This is a genomic window from Streptomyces sp. NPDC014006, assembly GCF_043088925.1.
In the GTDB taxonomy this organism is placed as follows: domain Bacteria; phylum Actinomycetota; class Actinomycetes; order Streptomycetales; family Streptomycetaceae; genus Streptomyces.
Genome location: NZ_JBICAJ010000009.1, coordinates 36,211 through 53,425, shown reverse-complemented (window position 1 = coordinate 53,425; position 17,215 = coordinate 36,211). Strand labels below are relative to the sequence as shown.

17 protein-coding genes and 1 pseudogene are annotated in these 17,215 nt (G+C 72.9%); 9 read left to right on the top strand and 9 right to left on the bottom strand.

From position 1 onward, the window contains the following. Nucleotides 1–265: 265 nt before the first annotated feature. Nucleotides 266–808, top strand: coding sequence for a hypothetical protein (locus ACF1GV_RS28170; RefSeq protein WP_391685869.1), 543 nt, complete (start codon nucleotides 266–268; stop codon nucleotides 806–808). A 149-nt stretch (nucleotides 809–957) separates the two neighbouring features. Here ACF1GV_RS28170 and ACF1GV_RS28165 read toward each other — a convergent pair whose 3' ends face one another. Continuing rightward, entirely contained in the window at nucleotides 958–1,455 is a 498-nt protein-coding gene (locus ACF1GV_RS28165; protein ID WP_391685867.1) for a hypothetical protein, read from the bottom strand. Nucleotides 1,456–1,788: 333 nt separating this feature from the next. Between ACF1GV_RS28165 and ACF1GV_RS28160 the strand changes: the two genes are divergently transcribed. After that, nucleotides 1,789–2,460, top strand: coding sequence for a class F sortase (locus ACF1GV_RS28160; RefSeq protein WP_391685865.1), 672 nt, complete (start codon nucleotides 1,789–1,791; stop codon nucleotides 2,458–2,460). A gap of 37 nt (nucleotides 2,461–2,497) precedes the next feature. On the opposite strand, the gene ACF1GV_RS28155 is transcribed toward ACF1GV_RS28160, so the two are convergent. After that, nucleotides 2,498–3,334, bottom strand: coding sequence for a polysaccharide deacetylase family protein (locus tag ACF1GV_RS28155; protein WP_391685863.1), 837 nt, complete (start codon nucleotides 3,332–3,334; stop codon nucleotides 2,498–2,500). A 433-nt stretch (nucleotides 3,335–3,767) separates the two neighbouring features. Between ACF1GV_RS28155 and ACF1GV_RS28150 the strand changes: the two genes are divergently transcribed. Continuing rightward, entirely contained in the window at nucleotides 3,768–3,914 is a 147-nt protein-coding gene (locus ACF1GV_RS28150; RefSeq protein WP_391685861.1) for a hypothetical protein, read from the top strand. A gap of 31 nt (nucleotides 3,915–3,945) precedes the next feature. Here the strand turns inward: ACF1GV_RS28150 and lysX are convergent, their stop codons facing one another. Next, nucleotides 3,946–7,227 (bottom strand): bifunctional lysylphosphatidylglycerol synthetase/lysine--tRNA ligase LysX, encoded by a 3,282-nt coding sequence (gene lysX, locus ACF1GV_RS28145; RefSeq protein WP_391685859.1) that lies wholly within the window; start codon nucleotides 7,225–7,227, stop codon nucleotides 3,946–3,948. Between the two features lie 89 nt (nucleotides 7,228–7,316). On the opposite strand from lysX, the gene ACF1GV_RS28140 reads away from it, so the two are divergent. Next, nucleotides 7,317–7,793: a universal stress protein gene (locus ACF1GV_RS28140; RefSeq protein ID WP_391685857.1), complete on the top strand. Its 477-nt coding sequence runs from the start codon at nucleotides 7,317–7,319 to the stop codon at nucleotides 7,791–7,793. A 15-nt stretch (nucleotides 7,794–7,808) separates the two neighbouring features. Here the strand turns inward: ACF1GV_RS28140 and ACF1GV_RS28135 are convergent. From ACF1GV_RS28135 to ACF1GV_RS28125, 3 genes and pseudogenes are all read right to left on the bottom strand, one after another. Then, nucleotides 7,809–8,201, bottom strand: a pseudogene (locus tag ACF1GV_RS28135) (YncE family protein); the annotation flags it as partial. Nucleotides 8,202–8,283: 82 nt separating this feature from the next. Continuing rightward, entirely contained in the window at nucleotides 8,284–8,919 is a 636-nt protein-coding gene (locus ACF1GV_RS28130; protein WP_391685855.1) for an ankyrin repeat domain-containing protein, read from the bottom strand. Between the two features lie 149 nt (nucleotides 8,920–9,068). Continuing rightward, the gene (locus ACF1GV_RS28125; protein WP_391685853.1) at nucleotides 9,069–9,641 is read right to left on the bottom strand and encodes a heme-binding protein; all 573 of its coding nucleotides are present in this window, start codon (nucleotides 9,639–9,641) and stop codon (nucleotides 9,069–9,071) included. Nucleotides 9,642–9,932: 291 nt separating this feature from the next. On the opposite strand from ACF1GV_RS28125, the gene ACF1GV_RS28120 reads away from it, so the two are divergent. After that, nucleotides 9,933–11,372 carry an amino acid permease gene (locus ACF1GV_RS28120; RefSeq protein WP_391685851.1) on the top strand — a complete coding sequence of 480 codons (1,440 nt, stop codon included), beginning with the start codon at nucleotides 9,933–9,935 and terminating at the stop codon, nucleotides 11,370–11,372. Here the strand turns inward: ACF1GV_RS28120 and ACF1GV_RS28115 are convergent. Then, nucleotides 11,347–12,165 carry an alpha/beta fold hydrolase gene (locus ACF1GV_RS28115; protein ID WP_391686422.1) on the bottom strand — a complete coding sequence of 273 codons (819 nt, stop codon included), beginning with the start codon at nucleotides 12,163–12,165 and terminating at the stop codon, nucleotides 11,347–11,349. The two genes, ACF1GV_RS28120 and ACF1GV_RS28115, sit on opposite strands and share 26 nt — an antisense overlap. 60 nt (nucleotides 12,166–12,225) lie before the next feature. On the opposite strand from ACF1GV_RS28115, the gene ACF1GV_RS28110 reads away from it, so the two are divergent. Beyond that, nucleotides 12,226–12,699 (top strand): MarR family winged helix-turn-helix transcriptional regulator, encoded by a 474-nt coding sequence (locus ACF1GV_RS28110; RefSeq protein ID WP_391685849.1) that lies wholly within the window; start codon nucleotides 12,226–12,228, stop codon nucleotides 12,697–12,699. Between the two features lie 42 nt (nucleotides 12,700–12,741). On the opposite strand, the gene ACF1GV_RS28105 is transcribed toward ACF1GV_RS28110, so the two are convergent. Then, nucleotides 12,742–13,899, bottom strand: a complete 1,158-nt coding sequence (locus ACF1GV_RS28105) for a CapA family protein (RefSeq protein ID WP_391685847.1) — start codon at nucleotides 13,897–13,899, stop codon at nucleotides 12,742–12,744. Nucleotides 13,900–14,110: 211 nt separating this feature from the next. Here ACF1GV_RS28105 and ACF1GV_RS28100 point away from each other — a divergent pair, with 211 nt between their 5' ends. The 3 genes from ACF1GV_RS28100 to ACF1GV_RS28090 all read left to right on the top strand — a co-directional run bounded on the left by ACF1GV_RS28100 (nucleotide 14,111) and on the right by ACF1GV_RS28090 (nucleotide 16,399). Further along, a complete protein-coding gene (locus tag ACF1GV_RS28100; protein WP_391685845.1) occupies nucleotides 14,111–14,665 on the top strand; it encodes a sigma-70 family RNA polymerase sigma factor in 555 nt (184 codons plus the stop codon). A gap of 133 nt (nucleotides 14,666–14,798) precedes the next feature. Continuing rightward, nucleotides 14,799–15,302, top strand: coding sequence for a hypothetical protein (locus tag ACF1GV_RS28095; RefSeq protein ID WP_391685843.1), 504 nt, complete (start codon nucleotides 14,799–14,801; stop codon nucleotides 15,300–15,302). A gap of 446 nt (nucleotides 15,303–15,748) precedes the next feature. Then, nucleotides 15,749–16,399, top strand: coding sequence for a zf-HC2 domain-containing protein (locus ACF1GV_RS28090; protein WP_391685841.1), 651 nt, complete (start codon nucleotides 15,749–15,751; stop codon nucleotides 16,397–16,399). A 61-nt stretch (nucleotides 16,400–16,460) separates the two neighbouring features. On the opposite strand, the gene ACF1GV_RS28085 is transcribed toward ACF1GV_RS28090, so the two are convergent. Then, nucleotides 16,461–17,117: a TetR/AcrR family transcriptional regulator gene (locus ACF1GV_RS28085; protein ID WP_391685839.1), complete on the bottom strand. Its 657-nt coding sequence runs from the start codon at nucleotides 17,115–17,117 to the stop codon at nucleotides 16,461–16,463. Nucleotides 17,118–17,215 lie beyond the last annotated feature (98 nt).

The following is a 17,215-nucleotide window of genomic DNA, read 5'->3' as shown; positions in this document are numbered from 1 at the left end:
TTGTCGGACGCCGAGGCCGAGTCAGCGAGGGTTGGCGGCGGCCCGCACGGTCGGCGGTGCGGTGGACGCCCGGGCCGCTCGTCGCCACGCCGATGCGTCCCCCGGACGCGTACGCCACGTCGCCCGTATGGAGCACACGCTTGACCCGTTCGCGCTACTGCGATCGCGGGGGCGCGATCCTCTTTTTAGCGTTTCGGTCATCGAGGGGCACTTCTGCGCAAGCGGAACAGGTCCGCAGCCGCTCCTCGGATTCCGGAGGAAACACATGCGCGCGATACGCGTCGCTTCGGCCGCTCTGCTGAGCCTGGGCGGCCTCGCCCTGACGGCGCCGGGCGCCGTCGCGCACGGCGACGGCAGCAACATCACCCCCTTCGGTTTCAGCGTCGTCCCGTCGACGGTCTCGGCCGGCGGGCAGGTCGTCCTCCAGGTCGACCGCGGCCGCGGGGGCTGCCGAGGAGCGGTCACGGTCTCCTCGGGTGTGTTCGACACGGTCACCATCGCGCCGCGCCTGTCGTCGGCGACGGCGACCGTCGACCGGGACGCGCGCCCGGGCGCCGTCTACCGGGTGACGTTCACCTGTGACGGGGTGAGCGGCTCGACGGGACTGGGCATCGCCGGCGGCCGGCCGGTGCGTCCGACGCCTCAGCCGCTGCAGCCGACGGTGCCCCGCGGGGTGCACGCAGGTGCGGGAGGCAGCGTCGGCGGGTTCGACGCACGGGAGATCGGGCTGGGCGCGGCACTCGTCGCCGGGTCGGCCGGCGCGGCGTATCTCCTCGCGCGGCGGCGGAGCGGCGAGAGCGGCAGCTGATCCGCGTGTGCGCCGCCGGCCGGGTGTGCCGCAGGGCGTCGCCCCGGACCCCGTTCGGGGTCCAGGGCGGCGCCCTGGTCGTGTGCGCGGTGCGACGTGTGCGCGGTGCGACGTGTGCGCGGTGGGAAGGGAAAGACGCGACGCGGGGATCAGATGTGCTTCTCGGAGCGGCGGCGCATCCAGAACACGCCGCCGCCGATGACGGCCGCGGCCACGAGCCCGCCGCCGATCGCCATGTCAATGGGGGTGGCGCCGCTGGAGCTGCTGCCGCCCAGACCGCCGCGGACACCACCGATGACGGTGAAGGCCGCCGGGTTGGTCAGGGACCGGCCGTTGCAGTTGACCGTGATGCTGTGCGCACCGGGGCGTGCGTTGTTGTTGATCGTCGCGGTGCCCTTGGCGGTCTGGTTGGCGCCGTGGATGGGGGTGAGCGGCGTGGGCTGGAAGGCGTCCGAGGTGGCGGTACCGCCGGACGGGCAGCCGTCGACGGTGATGGTGAGCTGCCCGCCGCGGGCGATGACGCTGGGCAGCGCGACGATGTTGCTCAGTCTGAAGTTCATGCCGTCCCGCGCGGCGGCCGAGGGGGCGGCGAGGCCGAGGGCGGCGACCGCGGCGGCCGTGGCCGCCAGGGCACGAGAGTTGCGCATGTGATCCTCCGCGGAAGACGCCCCGGGACCCGTCCCCGGTCGATCGGCGAGAAAGCGTCTCCCGGCAAAACCCTCAGATGCCGTGCGCGCTCCCGCATTTCGGGGATGGTCCGTCCCGGTGAGACGACACACCGTGAACAGGGGCCGCAGCCGGATATCGCCGCAGGTCACGGACCGTCAGAAACGATCCGTTCGGCCGCGCCACGGATGGCGCACACGGGGAACTCCCGCCACCCGTTCGCTGTCGCCTCCTCGCCGCTCGGGCCGACCGGACTTAGCGTTCTTTCATGCGCACCATGGCGCGGCGACGGCCGTGTCGAAAGGGGATGGCGAATGTCTGCGTCCGAGCTGTCCGAACTGGCCGAGGAGGAGGAGCGGCGGAGAAAGCGCGCCCCCTGGGGGGTGATAGCGCTGGTTCTGCTCACCGGTCTCGCGCTCATTCGCAATGGCTCCGGGGAGTTCGACGTCGGTCCGCCGCAGCCGGCGTCAGCGGCGGCCGCGGACAGCCGCAGCGCCCAGGGCCTGCTCTCCCGGGCGCCCGAACCGCTGGCGTTCTCCGTGGCCGACCGGGTGCGCATTCCCGCGATCCAGGTCGACGCGCCCCTCATGCCGGTCGGCCTGGACGCGGACGGCTGGGTGGACGCGCCACCCCCGGAGGACCCGAATCTGGCGGGCTGGTTCACCGGCTCGGTCTCGCCCGGGGAAAAGGGCACCGCGGTCGTCGTCGGCCACGTCGACAACAAACAGGGCCCTGCGGTCTTCTATGGGCTGGGCGCGCTGAAAAAGGGAAATCGCGTCGAGGTGCACCGCCAGGACGGAAAGACGGCGGTGTTCGAGATCTACGGCATCGAGGTGTTCTCCAAGGCCGACTTCCCCGGCGACCGCGTCTACGCTTCCAAAGGCGCGGCGGAATTGCGGGTCATCACCTGCGGGGGCGGCTTTTCCAAGAAGAACGGTTACGACGGGAACGTCGTCGTCTTCGCCCGCCTGACCGAGGTCCGCTGAGCGGGATCCCGGCAGGCGGGCGAAGGCCCGCGAGCTCTCAGGCGTACGGGCGGCTCGGCACGGTGAGGTGGTAGCCGGAGTCCAGCAGGTGCGGCAGGTAGCGGCGCAGCGCGCCGACGCTCTCGGAGCGGTCCCCGCCGGCGTCGTGCGAGAGCACCACGACGCCGGGGCCGGCACCCTCCTCCACCGCGCGGACGATGGCTCCCGTGCCGGGGATGGTCCAGTCCTCGGTGTCGACGGTCCAGGCCAGCGGCTCCATGCCCAGCTCGGCGCCGAGCTGGAAGGCGGCGCGGTTCCAGGCGCCGTAGGGGGCGCGGAACCAGCGGGGGCGCTCGCCGTAGGCGACCTCGATGACGTCGCTGGTGCGTTCCATCTCGCTGCGGATCTCCCCCCGGCCGAGCTGGGTGAGCAGCGGGTGGGACCAGGTGTGGTTGCCGACGACGTGGCCCTCGTCGGCCATGCGGGCCAGCAGGTCCCGGTTCCAGTCGGCCTGTTCCCCGCACACGAAGAACGTGGCCCGCACGTCGTGCTCGCGCAGGGTGTCCAGGATGCCCGGGGTGTAGCGGGGGTCGGGACCGTCGTCGAAGGTCAGGAACATGGTGCGGCCCCGCGCGGAGATCTTCAGCAGCGGTTCGCGCCGCACCGGTGTGCGTGGCGGTGCCGTGTGCGGCGGCCCATATCCGGTCAGGGGCTGCAGACGGTAGGCGGACGGCTTCTCCGGCAGCTGGGCGGGGGCGCCGGCGGCGGGCGCGGCGGGGCGGGGCGGCTCGTCGGCGCCCTCCAGTGCGAACAGCCCGGCGGTCCCGGCCGCGCCCAGAGCGGCGGCACCGGTGAGCAGCGCCCGGCGCCGGGTGAGGAACTGATCCTTCTTCATGACCAATCAGTCGCCCGCCGACCGCACGACGCACCACACCACCACCGCACCGGCGTCAAGGAAACACCCACTCAGCGCAAGCACCCGGACGCGCGAACCGAGCGCACGGAAAATCGGGTGCGGCGGCCGACAGAGCCCCTTACCGTCGCGGCGTGCCCGACTCCCCCGCCCTCCTGGACACGCCCGAGGCCACGTTCGCCGCCTTCGTGGCACGAGCGGGCGCCGACCCGGACGTCGCCGGACTGGTGCTCAGCGGCTCCCGGGTGCACGACGGCATGCCCACCGCACGCTCCGACCACGACCTCCACTGGTCCTGCGCGACGGGCACGCCTCACCGCTCGCCGACGCCGACCGGTGCAACAAGTACCTGTGCTGGGAGCTGGAGCGGTATCCGCTCGGCGCGCCCGAGTGGGGTGCGGATCGGTTGCCGCCGGTGGTGCGCCGCATCCTGGCCGACGGAGACCGGGACACCCAGCGGGCCCTGTTCGGCCGGTTCGAGGCGGCCGCCCGGGCCGCCGGGCACGATCGGGTGCTGGACTCCTGGGGTGAGGACCTGCTCCTGCTGCGCCCGGACGGCTGACCCGCCGACGAAGCCGTGCGGCGGCGGTAGGTCAGCGGCGGCGGACCAAGGGGAACGGGAGGGTGTCCCGAATGGTCAGGCCGGTCAGGAACATCACCAGGCGGTCCACTCCGATGCCGAGGCCGCCCGTCGGTGGCATCGCGTACTCCAGGGCGTCCAGGAAGTCCTCGTCGAGTTCCATCGCCTCCGGGTCGCCGCCCGCCGCCAGCAGGGACTGCTCGGTGAGGCGGCGGCGCTGTTCGACCGGGTCGGTCAGCTCGGAGTAGGCGGTGCCCAGTTCGGTGCCGAAGGCGACCAGGTCCCAGCGTTCGGCCAGGCGCGGGTCGGTGCGGTGCCGGCGGGTGAGCGGGGAGACCTCGGTCGGGAAGTCCTTGTAGAACGTGGGCAGCTCGGTGCGCTCCTCCACCAGCCGCTCGTACATCTCCAGGACGACGTCACCGCGCCCGTCGTCCTGGGTGTAGGGCACTCCGGCCCGGTCGCACAGCAGGTGCAGCCGGGCCAGTTCGGTGTCCGCGTCGATCTCCTCACCGAGGGCCTGGGAGATCGCGCCGTACACCGTCTTCACCGGCCAGCGCCCCGAGATGTCGTACTCCCGGCCGTCCTTGCGGGCCACGGGCGAGCCCAGAGCCGCCGTGGCCGCGCCCTGGATCAGTTCGCGCACCAGGTCGAGCATCACGTCGTAGTCGGCGTACGCCTGGTAGGCCTCCAGCATCGTGAACTCGGGGTTGTGCTTGTAGGAGACGCCCTCGTTGCGGAAGGTGCGGCCGAGTTCGAAGACCTTCTCCATGCCGCCCACGCACAGCCGTTTCAGATACAGCTCGGGGGCGATGCGCAGGTACAGGTCGAGGTCGTAGGCGTTGATGTGGGTGGTGAAGGGGCGGGCGTTGGCGCCGCCGTGGATCTGCTGCAGCATCGGTGTCTCGACTTCGAGGAAGCCGCGCTCCAGCAGGCCCTGGCGCAGGGCCTGGACGGCGGTGGAGCGGGCCCGGACGACGTCGCGGGCGGCGGGACTGGTGACCAGGTCGAGGTAGCGCATGCGCACCTTGGCTTCGGGGTCGGCCAGGCCCCGGCGTTTGTCGGGCAGCGGGCGCAGGCACTTGCCGGTGAGCTGCCAGGAGGTGACGAAGACGGTCGGTTCGCCCTTGTCGCTGACGCCGGCCCGGCCGGTGGCGATGATGTGGTCGCCGATGTCGGTGCCGGCGCGGAAGCGGGCCAGGGCGGCTCCGGCCCCCTCGCGGGTCAGCGCCAGTTGGTGGTCGCCGGACCAGTCGCGCAGCACGACGAAGACGATCCCGCCGAAGTCGCGCACCAGCATGATCCGCCCGGCGACGGTCACGTCCTGCCCCTCGCGGACCTCGGCGAGGGTGTGGGTGCGGGCCGGGACGCCGACCGGGTAGGGGTCGGTGCCGTCGGCGCGCAGCCGGTCCAGGGTGCGGTGGCGGATGCGGACCTGCTCGGGCAGGCCCACGTCCGCACCGCCGGACCCGGTCTCGCCCCCTCCTTCGAGACCGAGCGCCGCGAGCGGCGGCAGACCCTCGGTGGTCACGGGCCGCCGCACCCCCCTCGGATGCGCCTTGCCCCACAGCTTGCGCAGCGAGGGTACGGCGACGAAGCCCTCGGCGATGCCGGAGGCCAGGCCGATGCGGGCGAGGGCGGCGGCGTCGCCGTAGCACAGGAAGCGCGGGTACCACTCGGGGTGGTACTTGGCGTTGGAGCGGTACAGGGCCTCCAGCTGCCACCAGCGGGAGAAGAACAGCAGCAGGCGCCGCCACAGCCGCAGGACCGGTCCGGCGCCGATGCGGGCGCCCTCCTCGAAGACCGAGCGGAAGACGGCGAAGTTGAGGGAGATGCGCCGCACGCCCAGCTTCGGCGCGGCCGCGCACAGCTCGGCGACCATGAACTCCATGATGCCGTTGGGGGCGGCGGCGCGGTCGCGGCGCATCAGGTCCAGCGACACGCCGTCGCGGCCCCACGGCACGAAGGAGAGCAGGGCGAGCAGCCGGCCGTCCGCACCGAACGCCTCCACCAGCAGGCAGTCACCGTCGGCGCTGTCGCCGAGGCGGTCCAGGGCCATGGAGAAGCCACGCTCGGTCTCGGTGTCGCGCCAGGCGTCCGCCTTGCCGACGATCTCCTCCATCTCGGCGTCGGTGAGCGCTTCGTGGCGGCGGATACGGCACGTGGCGCCGGTGCGGCGGACCCGGTGCACGGCCTGCCGGGTGACCCGCATGTCGCGGCCGTTCAGGTCGAAGGAGGACACGTGCACGATGGCCTCGTCGCCCAGCTGCAGCGCGCCGAGCCCGGCCCGGGCGTGGGCGGTCGCGCCGTCCTCCGAGGCACCCATCACCGCGGGCGCCCACGCGTGCCGGCGGGCCACGTCCAGCCAGGCGGCGATGGCGTGCGGCCAGGCCTCGCGGTCGCCGACGGGGTCGCCGCTGGCCAGGCACACCCCGGCCTCGACGCGGTAGGTGACGGCGGCCTTGCCGCTGGGCGAGAAGACGACGGCCTTGTCGCGCCGGGTGGCGAAGTAGCCGAGGGAGTCCTGCTCGCCGTAGCGGCCGAGCAGGGCCCGGATGCGTTCCTCCTCGTCGTCGTGGAGGGCGGCTTCGAGCCGCTGGGAGCGGAAGAGGGTGGCGGCGGCGTTCAGCAGGGCGAGCGCGCCGAACAGGCCCAGCAGGAAGTGCAGCGCGGGAGGAGGGCGCCCGCCGAAGGAGCCGGCCGAGACCAGGCCGCCGAGGACCCGGTTGGCGGCCCAGGACAGCCGCTCGCCGTGCGGCAGGGTGCCGGGGAACAGCTCGACCAGGCCCCAGCCGGCGAGGATCGCCACGGCGAGCCCGCCCAGCAGGACGGCGACGGCGCGGCGCAGCGCCCCGCGCCGGGAGGCGGCCCAGAACTCGCGGCGGGCGACGACGAGCAGCACCAGCGCGAGGGCGCACACCACGAGGGACGGCACGGACTGGGCGTACAGGCCGACGGCGACTCCGAGGACGTCGGTGAGGACGACCAGGCCCAGGTAGACGACCACCAGCCACCAGGCGACCTTCTTGCGGGCGGCGGTGGCGGCGGCGAGCAGGAACAGGAAGACGGCGTAGGCGAGGTTGGCGCTGAGGGGGACCAGCAGGAGGTCCAGGAAGCGCACGACCGGGCGCAGCAGGCGGCGCAGCGGCGCGATGAGCGCCAGCAGGGCGCACAGCAGGCCGAGGGCGCCGAAGAAGGTCGCGAAGCCTTCGGGCACCCGGCTGAGGAAGCCGCTCCTGGCGGGTCGTATGGACCCCGGGGCGTCGTGGCCCCGGGCGGCCTGCGCGGTGGCACTCATGCATCCGACTGTAGGAAGGCCGCGGCCCGTCCGCCCGTCGAGCCGTCCCGGCCGCTCGGCGCAGCGGCGGCCTCCGATAGCCTCGGCGCGTGACGGAACAGCACTCTCACCAGTTCGGCTCCCAACAGTTCGAACGAGGTACCGACGGGCCGAAGGTCATCGTGGCCGGGGTGGACGGCTCCGACTCCTCGCTGCGCGCCGCGGCCTACGCCGGTGGCCTGGCCAGGCGGCAGCACGCGCTGCTGGCCGTGGTCTACGTGCAGCCGGTGCTGGCGGCGGGCGCGGCGCTCGGCGCGCCGGTCACGGAGACCACCGACGAGATCGCCGAGGACCTGGTCGCGCAGATCCGGGAGGCGGCCGAGCGGGTCAAGGGGATATTCGACGTGCGCTGGGAGTTCCACACGTTCCGCGGCGACCCCTACAACGGCCTGGTGAAGGCGGCGGACGAGCTGAAGGCGGACGCGGTGGTGGTGGGCGCCTCCGAGCAGGCCGGCCACCGGATCATCGGCTCGGTGGCCATCCGGCTGGTGAAGGCGGGACGGTGGCCGGTGACGGTGGTGCCGTAGGTCCCGCCGGTCGGATCAGGCCGCCGGCAGTACGGCGATGCCCAGCGGGCGGCGGCCCGCGGGCAGCCGGGTCACCGTGCCGGTGGCGGTGTCGACGACGCTGACGCCGTTCCAGTGGCCGTCGCGGGTGAACCCGCCGGTGACGTAGGCGGTGCGGCCGTCGGCGGACAGGGCGACGGTCTCGTGCGGGCCGTCCAGCGCGATGACGCGTTCGGTGCCGCTCGGCGTGCGGACGGTCAGTGACGGGCCGGCGTCCCGCGCCGGGCCGATGGGGCCGGTGCCGACGGCGTAGAGGGTGCCGTCCGCGGCGACGGTGACGCCGTGCTGGTGGGTGCCGGCGGTCATGCGCTCGACACGGACCCGGCCGGTGGCGGGGTCGACGACCGCGAGCCGCTCGCCCTCGAAGGGGGGAGGCTGGTCGTGCAGCCGGTCAGGACGGCCACGGCGGTGGCGAGCGCGGCGAGCGAGCCGGCGGCGGTGGCGCGGTGGTTCACCGCCGCCCGCCTTCCGCCTGCCGCAGCACCGCCGCGATGCCCGTGAAGCCGCGGCGTTCGGCATGGGCGAGGGCCGTCACGCCGTCGCCGTCGGGCAGCGCCGGGTCGGCGCCCGCGGCGAGCAGGGTCTCGACGACCTCCTGGTGGACACGGCCGCCGTCGCCGAGGACGACGGCCTCCAGCAGCGCCGTCCAGCCCAGCCGGTTGACGTGGTCGACGTCGATGTCGGTCTCGGCGAGCACGGCGCGGACGTAGTCGACGTGGCCGCGTTCGCTCGCCGGGATGACGGACACGCCGCCGAAGCGGTTGGTGCGCGTCAGGTCCGGGCCGCCGGGCAGCAGCGCGCGCATCATGGCCACGCTGCCGGTGACGCCGGTGACCAGCCACGGGCTGTCCTGCCGGTCGTCCTGCGCGTCGACGTCGGCGCCGGCGGCGACCAGGACACGGGCCGTCTCGACGCGGTCGGCGAGCGCGGCGCGCAGCAGCGGGGTGCGGCCGGCCTCGTCGCGGGTCTCCAGGCGTGCGCCGCGGGCGAGGGCGGCCCGGACGGCGTCGGCGTCGCCGCGCTCGGCGGCGTCCAGCAGGGCGAGGCCGGCTGTGGACGGTTCCTCGTGAACCACGAGGCGGGGCATGACGTGACTCCTCCACAAAGCGGTGACGGATGTCAGGACGGCGCTCAGGCGGGTGCGCCGGCGGCGCGCGGCCGCGGGAAGGCCGCGCACCGCCGGTTCGCGAGCGCCGCGCCGGGTCGGGGTGGCGCTCACGCGGGTGCTCCGATCGGTCAGCGGCCGTTGCTGATCGCGTCGACGCCGGCCTGCGCGAACTTCTCGTCCAGGTCGCCGGAGGGAGCGCCCGCGACGCCGATGCCCGCGATCGGCGCGCTGTTGTACGCGACCGGGGCGCCGCCCGCGAGGAACAGCGTGCCGGGGATGTCCTTCAGGTGGGGGGCCTTCTCCAGGCGCTGGGCGAGCTCAGAGGTGGGCGCGTTCCAGGAGACGGCGGTGAACGCCTTCTTGACGGCGGAGTCGTAGGACTGCGGACCGGCGCCGTCGCCGCGCAGGGTGACCACGGTGTTGCCGTTGCGGTCGACGACGGCGACGGTGACCCGCCGGCCGTCCTGCTCGGCGGCGTCCAGGGCGGCCCGGGCGGCGTCGGTGGCCGCGTCGATCGTCAGGTGGGTGCTGGTCGTGGTGGTCCTGCCCTTGAGTGCGGCCGGGGCGGCGGCGGGCGCGGCGGCCGGGGTGTCGGCGGAGGCGGAGACCGCGCCGGCCACACCGGCGCCGACCGCGGCGAGGAGGGCGGCCGAGGTGACGGCCTTGGCGCGGGTGGAGAACTTCTTGGCCTTGTGCTGCATGCCGGACGACTCCCTGTCGTGTCGCGTCAGCGCGGACCGCGGCGTGGTGCCGGGTCCCGCTCAGCGCTCCGTGCGCTGTGCCTCCAGCCTCCGCCGGGAGCGGGCCCGTCACGGTCGGCGTCCCGGCTCGTCCTGGCACACGCATCGGATGACTACGGGGTCGTCCGATCGGACGACCCCCGCCGCGGATCCGGGTGGTCCGTCCTCGTGCGTGGCGTCTTCCCAGGACGGGTGGGCTGGGCCATCATGATCCGCCGTCAGCCGTTTGCCGATCGTGAAGAGGTGAGGCGCGTGGCCGGGCTCAGGATGGGTGAGGGCATTCTCCGTCGCAAACCGATCGAGCACATCGAGGAGACGGAGGTCGAGGAGGGCGCGCGGCTGGAGCGGTCGCTGGGCCTCGGGCAGCTGACCGCGATCGGTGTGGGCGGCATCATCGGCGCCGGCATCTTCACGCTGGCCGGCACGGTGGCCAACGGCACGGCCGGTCCGGCGGTGCTGATCTCCTTCCTCATCGCCGGTGTGGCGAGCGCGTGCGCGGCGCTGTCGTACGCCGAGTTCGCCGGGCTGATCCCGAAGGCGGGTTCGGCGTACACGTACGGCTACGCGGTGCTCGGGGAGTTCGCGGGCTGGTTCATCGGCTGGGACCTGCTGCTGGAGTACACCGCGATCGTGGCGGTGGTGGCCATCGGTATCTCGGGCTACTTCAGCTTCCTCGTGGAGGAGATGGGTGCGAACCTGCCGGACTGGATGCTGGGCGCCCCGGGCACCGGCTCCGGCCACAAGGTCGATCTCTTCGCGGCCTTGCTGTGTCTGCTGATCGCCTGGCTGCTGAATCTGGGCATCCGCAGCGCGGCCCGCTTCGAGACCGTCGTCGTGGTGCTGAAGGTGCTGGTGGTGCTGCTGGTCATCGGCGTGGGCGTCTTCCACATCACCTCGTCGAACTACCACCCGTTCTTCCCGTTCGGCGTCAGCGGCGCCTTCACGGGTGCGGCGACGGTGTTCTTCGCGGTGTTCGGCTACGACGCCATGTCGACGGCGGCCGAGGAGTCCAAGGACGCCCAGCGGCACATGCCGAAGGCGATCATCTACTCGCTGGTGATCTCGATGGTGCTGTACGTGGCGGCCTGTCTGGTGCTGACCGGCATGCAGAACTACAAGGACATCGACCCCAAGAGCGGCTTCTCCACCGCCTTCAAGTCGGTGGGCCTGGACCGCCTCGCGGACGTGATCGCGGTGGGCGCGATCATCGGCATCCTCACGGTGATGTTCACGTTCATGCTGGGTGTGACCCGGGTGTGGTTCTCGATGTCCCGTGACGGCCTGCTGCCCGCCTGGTTCGCGAAGACGCACCCGACGCGCCGGGTGCCGACCCGCGTGACGTGGATCGTCGGGGTGGCGTCGGCCGCCATCGCCGGGTTCGTCCCGATCGGCTCGGCGGCCGAACTGACCAACATCGGCATCCTGCTGGCGTTCGTGGTGGTGTGTACGGCGGTGATCGTGCTGCGCTACCGGCATCCGGAACTGCCGCGCACCTTCCGTACGCCGTGGATGCCGGTCGTGCCCGCGCTGGGTGTCGTCTTCTCGATCTGGCTGATCACGTTCCTGATGTGGGAGACCTGGGTGCGGTTCGCCGTGTGGTTCCTGATCGGCTGCGTGGTCTACTTCGGCTACTCCTACAAGCGCTCGGCGCTGGCGCGCCAGGACGCTACAGGGAGCGCAGAAAGCCGGTGAGCGGCGCGAGGTAGGCCTCGGGCCGTTCCATGTTCGGGTAGTGGGCGGTGCCGTCGACCGTGGCGGCCCGCCCGTCGCGCACCGTTGCGACCAGCCGGTCTGCCATGCGCAGGTGGTCGTCCGCGTCGAGGCCGCCGTGGATCGCCAGCACCGGCACCTCGATGCCGGCGGCCCGCTTCCAGGTGTCCGTCACCGGGACGCGCCAGTCGGTCTCATCGGCGGTGTGCTTGGTGATGGTGCCGAGCTGCATGTCCCGCAGCCGTCGTACGACGTCGGGGTCGACCTGGTCGAGGGTGCGGTGGGGGCCCGCCGCCCAGCGCAAGGTGGCCTCGAGCCACGCCTCGATGTCGCCGGCGGCCAGGGCGCGCGTCCAGTCGGCGAGGGACGCGGTGCTCCACGGGTCCTGGAAGTCGGGCTCGCTGGTGCCGGCGCCGGTGACCACGAGCGCGCGCACCAGGTCCGGGTGTTCCAGCGCGGTGTCGACGGCGATTCCGGCGCCCATGGACAGGCCGATCAGCACGGCGGGCCCGGTGTCCAGGCCGCGCAGCAGTGCGGCGACGTCGTCGGCCTGCCGGAACGGCCCGGTGGCGTTGGACGAGGCGCCGTGGCCACGTGCGTCCGGGGCGAGCACCCGGTACCGGGCGGCCAGGGCCAGGATCTGGGCGTGCCACATGCGGTGGTCCAGGAAGCCGCCGTGGAGCAGCACGAGCGGCGGGCCGGAGCCGGCGTCGCGGTAGGCGAGGCGGCCGCCGTCGTCGAGGTCGAGGAAGGAGAGGTCCCGCGCATCCGTCATCATGACAACCAAGGTGTCATATGTACGGGGTGATGACAACTTAGGTGTCATGATGGTCGGGTGAACGCCGCCGATGATCCCCTCACCCCCGACGCCCTCGCGCACCGCCTCAGCGAGGTGTTCGACGTGGTCGGCCCCCTCTACCGGCGCGTCCAGCGGGCCGTCGAACAGGGGGAGGCCGTCGAAGGGCTCTCCGTGGGCGTGCGCGCCGTACTGGACCTGCTGCACCGCAACGGCCCGATGACCGTGCCGCAGATGGGCCGCGCGCAGTCGCTCAGCCGCCAGTTCGTACAGCGGATGGTGAACGACGCCGCCGCGCGCGGCCTGGTCGAGTCCATCCCGAACCCCGCACACCAGCGGTCCTCGCTGATCCGCCTGACGGCCGACGGATCAGCCGCGATCACCGCCGTCCTGACCCGGGAGCGCGCCCTGCTGCGCCAGGTCGGCGGTGATCTCACCGAGGCCGACCTCACGGCCTGCCTGCGGGTGCTCGGCGAGATGCTGGCGGTGTTCGACGACGTGGACGTCAACTGATTGCCGCGAGGCGGCCGTACGCCCCCGGGGGGCGCCGGACGCCTACTGCCCCATCACCAGCCCGTCCTTCGCGGCGCCCCGGCTGAGGACCACCTGGCGGATGCGGTCGCGGACCGCGCGCAGCTCGGCGCCGTCGGCGAGGGCGCGGTTGAGGTCCACCACCCGCCCCGCGTCCACGTCGAACAGCAGCGGCACGAACTCGGCCCTCGCCACCTCCCAGCGGCCGCCCGGCCGCTTCGGCGGCACGAAGGTGAAGCGGCCGAGGGTGGACTGGTTGCCGCGCTGGTCCTCGACGCCGTTGTCGTCGTACATCTCGCCGGCGACCTCGTCGCCCATGCCGTACACCACCCAGGTGCCGTTGACCTTCTCGTAGGCCTGCGGGACATGGGCGTGGGTGCCGAGGATCAGGTCGATGTCGGGGCGGCCGCCGTCGCGTGAGGCGGTCAGCCGGCGGGCCAGGTCGAGCTGCCGGCCGTCGGGGGCGTCCTGCCATGGGGTGCCCCAGTGCAGGGAGACCACCACCACGTCGGCACCGGCTTTGCGGGCGGCCCGGGCGTCCGCGATGATCTTGCCCTCGTCGATGAGGCTGACGGCCCACGGCTGCCCGGGTGGCATCGCGACGTCGCCGGTGCCGTAGGTGTAGGCGAGGTGGGCCACCTTCGCCGTTCCGGCGCGCAGCAGGGTCACGGAGTTCGCCTCCGCCACGGTGCGCGCCGAGCCCGCGTGCTTGACGCCCGTCCTGTCGAGGGCCTCGAGGGTGCGCCGGACGCCGTCCGCGCCGTCGTCGAGGCTGTGGTCGGAGGCGGTGGAGCAGCTGTCGTAGCCGGTGGCGGCGAGGCCGTCGGCGATCTCGGGCGGGGACTTGAAGACGGGACGGCCCGTGTAGTCGCCGTTCGCTCCGTAGGGGGTCTCCATGTGGCACAGCGCCAGGGTGGCCGGCGCGACCAGGGGCCTGGCGCCGGCGAGCATGGGCCGGAAGTCGTAGCCGTCACCGCCGGAGTCGAAGCGCGCCCGTTCGATGACCGACGTGTGCGGCAGGACTCCCCCGGAGGCGACCAGGGTGAAGCCGCGCGCACCGGCCGGCGGGGCCGGGCGCCCCGCCTGCGCGCGGCGATCGGCCTGACAGGCGGCCCCGGCGGCGAGTACGGCCGTCAGGGCCAGTGCCAGCAGTCGTCTGCGTGTGTGTGCGCGTACGATCATCAGTCACCCCAGCCTGGTCACATTTCCCTATGAATAGGTATGAGGGGGGCGGGCGCCGCAAACGGTTCGGGCACCCCTTTGACCCGTCCGGTGTCCGCCGACGGGAGAGGACCGACCGTTCGTCGTACCGTTCACCGACGCGATCGACCGCCCGCCGCACAGGCGTGTACGCGCCCTGTCCGCGACCGGCGCCCCGCGGTGGCATACCGCCATGACGGCCGGAGACACCCTCACCACCCGGACGACGACCGCCGAGCACGAACTCGCCGCGTTGCAGCGCGAGCACGGCCGGCCGCTGTTCGCGCTGCTGCTGCGGCTGTGCGACGGCGACCGGCAGCGGGCCGAGGATCTCGTGCAGGAGACCCTGCTGCGGGCCTGGCAGCACCCCGAGGCGCTGCACGCCGACTCCTTCGACTCGGTGCGGCCCTGGCTGATGACCGTGGCACGGCGGCTGGCCATCGACGCGCGCCGGGCCCGGCAGGCGCGGCCGGCGGAGGTATGCGACGAGGTGCTGGAGCAGGGGCATGTGCCGATGTGCGCGGATCACGCGGAAAGGGCCGCCGCCACACTGGATCTACGGGAGGCTGTGAAGACACTCACGCCGCGCCACCGTGACGTACTGGTCCTCGTGTACCTCCGCGGGGCCAGTGTGGCGGAAGCAGCGACGGAGCTGGGTATTCCGCCCGGTACCGTGAAGTCGCGCGCGTTCTACGCGCTGCGCGCCCTGCGACGGGAGCTTCCGGGATATGCGGCGGACCTGCGCTGAAACCGACCACCGGGTCAAGGCTTCGCAAAGCGCCTTGCTGCCGACCATGGTTGAGTAATCGGCTGTCTTCATCCGTGTTCCGGACGGGGGCCCGCACCGGGCGACGCGCGACACCGGAGGAAGGCAGGAAGGGATGCTGCACAGAGGTCACCAGGGCACGGACGGTGCCGACGGCGGGGAACTCGTCGTACCCATGGCCTGGTTGTACGCCGAGTACATCGCGGACGAGCTGCTGCGCACCGGCGATCTGATGCCGCCGACGTCGTTCGAGTTCCGCGCCGGGCGCGATGCGCTGGCCCTGACCATCTTCCTGTCCGACACCGAGGGCGAGCTGTCCGGCATCCGGGTCGTGACCCAGCTGGAGACCTGGCTGTCGCTGACGGCGTACGACCAGCCGTGGCAGGACTGGGTGCGCGAGCGGATGGCGGCGCTGAGCGCGGAGGGCTCCGCCGGGCCGGACCTTGCGCTGGCGCGCGCGGCATGGCGCTGGCTGGAGGAGACCGAGTTGCTGGCACCCGACCTGAACGCGGTGCCCGGCGGTCCCGGGGCCCTCGGCGAGGACGACGGCCCGAAGGTATGGACCCCGGCCTGGCAGCTGGGGCTGCCGCTGGGCCATCTGGCGATCCACCTCTTCTGACACGTCTGCCTGCGCCTCCGGGCCGGCCCGGGGTCGGTCTCCCGTACGGTTCAGGGCGCGGGCCTTGCGGTACCGGCCCGCGCCGCCGGGTCCGGCGATCGGCCGGTTCGCCGCGCCGGCACGGTCGGCACCCGGTGGCCACCTCGCACCGGCCTTGGTGCCGAGTCGCCGCAGGCAGGCCCGCCCCTACCGGCCGACCTCACCCTCCCCTCCGGACGACCCTGTCGGCGACCGCGCCTGACCCCGGCCGCCCCGCCGTCGATCCCCCGGCTTCCGCGCGTCGTGACGGGCCCGGAATTTTCTTCGTCCCGGACCAATCCGGGGACCGGCCCGCTCCGAATCCTGTACGCCTCTTTCCGTGCGTGGCTTGAGTCAATCGGTGCCGTGGTCCGTACCGATGGGTGCAAGGAGTGACACCGCCCCCACCCAACGGCACGAGGATTCGCATGAGGTCCCTGGAACGGCATCGCGACGTCGCCGCTTACGCGCTCGGCGTGCTGGACGAGGCGGAAGCCTTCCGCTTCGAGGACCACCTCATGGAGTGCGCCGGCTGTTCGGCGCAGGTGACCGAATTCGGGCCGGTGACGCGTCAGTTGCTGCTGTACCGGCGGGCCACACCACGCTTCGTGCACCCGGCGTCGGCACCCGGCCCGCGGCTGCTGGACCGGCTGCTCGCCGAGGTCGGCAGGCGTCGGCGGACCGCACGCCGACGCCTGCTCTACGCCGTCGCCGCCGCCGTCGTCGCCGTGGTGACCGGACCGGCGGTGGCCGTGCTGGCGACCGGCGGCGAGCAGCAGGCTCCTCTCGCCGCCACCGACCCGCGCTCCGGGGTGTGGGCGCAGGTCACCACGCACGACGCCGACTGGGGCAGCCAGGTGCAGCTGAAGGTCAGGGACACGGCCGGCACCCGCTCCTGCCGCCTGGTCGTGATCGGCCGCGACGGCTCCGAGCAGACGGTCAGCACCTGGCGCGCCCCCGGCGCCGGCGGGCGCACGGCCACGATGGAGGGCAGCGCCGCCTTCCACCCCGACCAGATCGCCCGCTACGAGGTCCGCACGACGGACGGCCACCCTCTGATCACGCTGCGCCCGCACTAGGCCCGTATCCCCGACAGGAGCGCGGCCGCGGCCCGGCTCATCCGGTCCGGCGGCTGGGCTGTCAAGCCCGTACCTCTCCCCCCGGCTCCGGGACGTACGCGGTCGGCCGGGCGTAGGACAGGATCCCGGTGAGCACGATCCGCAGGACCTCACGCAGTTCGATGTGGAGCGGCACACGCGGCTCCGGGCTCTGGGACCAGCGGTAGAGCAGGCCCAGGTAGGAGTCCCGCAGGATGTTGCCGACCCGCAGGGGGTCGATGTCGACGGCGATCTCGCCGCGCCGCCTGCCCGCCTCGACGACGGTGGCGAACACATGCCCGGCGTAGGGCTCCTCGAGCAGCGGCCGCCCCGCCTTCACCCACGCCTGGAGCATGGCGGCGGTGATGTCCCGCTCCGTCTCGTTGAACTCGGCGAGCGCCAGCATGCAGCGTTCCAGGTGCACGGTGACCCCGTCGTCCCGGGCGAGCATGGACTCCTCCATGCACTCCTCCAGACGCCGTCGGCGCGCTTCCGCCCACGCCGTGACCAGGTCTTCCTTGCGCTGGAAGTAGTTGAAGAAGGTCCCGCGGGCGACGTCCGCGCGCTCGGCGATCTGGTCGATCGTGGTGCGGTCGTAGCCCTGCTCGGCGAACAGGGACAGCGCGGAGGTGTAGATACGGTCCTTTATGCGCTGCTTGCTGCGTTCACGACGCCCGAGGGGGGCCGGCTCAGCACTCATGTGTTCCTCGCTTCTCACGGCTCTGTGAGATCCCCCGGCCTCAAAATTTATACCACAGTACAAGGATGGATCCTGGGCTGTCGGTGCCCCGGCCCCGC

Bases quoted from the DNA above. Each gene is read 5' to 3' on its own strand.
- ACF1GV_RS28170 (WP_391685869.1), top strand. From the start codon at position 266: ATGCGCGCGATACGCGTCGCTTCGGCCGCTCTGCTGAGCCTGGGCGGC.
- ACF1GV_RS28165 (WP_391685867.1), bottom strand. From the start codon at position 1,455: ATGCGCAACTCTCGTGCCCTGGCGGCCACGGCCGCCGCGGTCGCCGCC.
- ACF1GV_RS28160 (WP_391685865.1), top strand. From the start codon at position 1,789: ATGTCTGCGTCCGAGCTGTCCGAACTGGCCGAGGAGGAGGAGCGGCGG.
- ACF1GV_RS28155 (WP_391685863.1), bottom strand. From the start codon at position 3,334: ATGAAGAAGGATCAGTTCCTCACCCGGCGCCGGGCGCTGCTCACCGGT.
- lysX (WP_391685859.1), bottom strand. From the start codon at position 7,227: ATGAGTGCCACCGCGCAGGCCGCCCGGGGCCACGACGCCCCGGGGTCC.
- ACF1GV_RS28130 (WP_391685855.1), bottom strand. From the start codon at position 8,919: ATGCCCCGCCTCGTGGTTCACGAGGAACCGTCCACAGCCGGCCTCGCC.
- ACF1GV_RS28125 (WP_391685853.1), bottom strand. From the start codon at position 9,641: ATGCAGCACAAGGCCAAGAAGTTCTCCACCCGCGCCAAGGCCGTCACC.
- ACF1GV_RS28115 (WP_391686422.1), bottom strand. From the start codon at position 12,165: ATGACGGATGCGCGGGACCTCTCCTTCCTCGACCTCGACGACGGCGGC.
- ACF1GV_RS28105 (WP_391685847.1), bottom strand. From the start codon at position 13,899: ATGATCGTACGCGCACACACACGCAGACGACTGCTGGCACTGGCCCTG.
- ACF1GV_RS28100 (WP_391685845.1), top strand. From the start codon at position 14,111: ATGACGGCCGGAGACACCCTCACCACCCGGACGACGACCGCCGAGCAC.
- ACF1GV_RS28095 (WP_391685843.1), top strand. From the start codon at position 14,799: ATGCTGCACAGAGGTCACCAGGGCACGGACGGTGCCGACGGCGGGGAA.
- ACF1GV_RS28090 (WP_391685841.1), top strand. From the start codon at position 15,749: ATGAGGTCCCTGGAACGGCATCGCGACGTCGCCGCTTACGCGCTCGGC.
- ACF1GV_RS28085 (WP_391685839.1), bottom strand. From the start codon at position 17,117: ATGAGTGCTGAGCCGGCCCCCCTCGGGCGTCGTGAACGCAGCAAGCAG.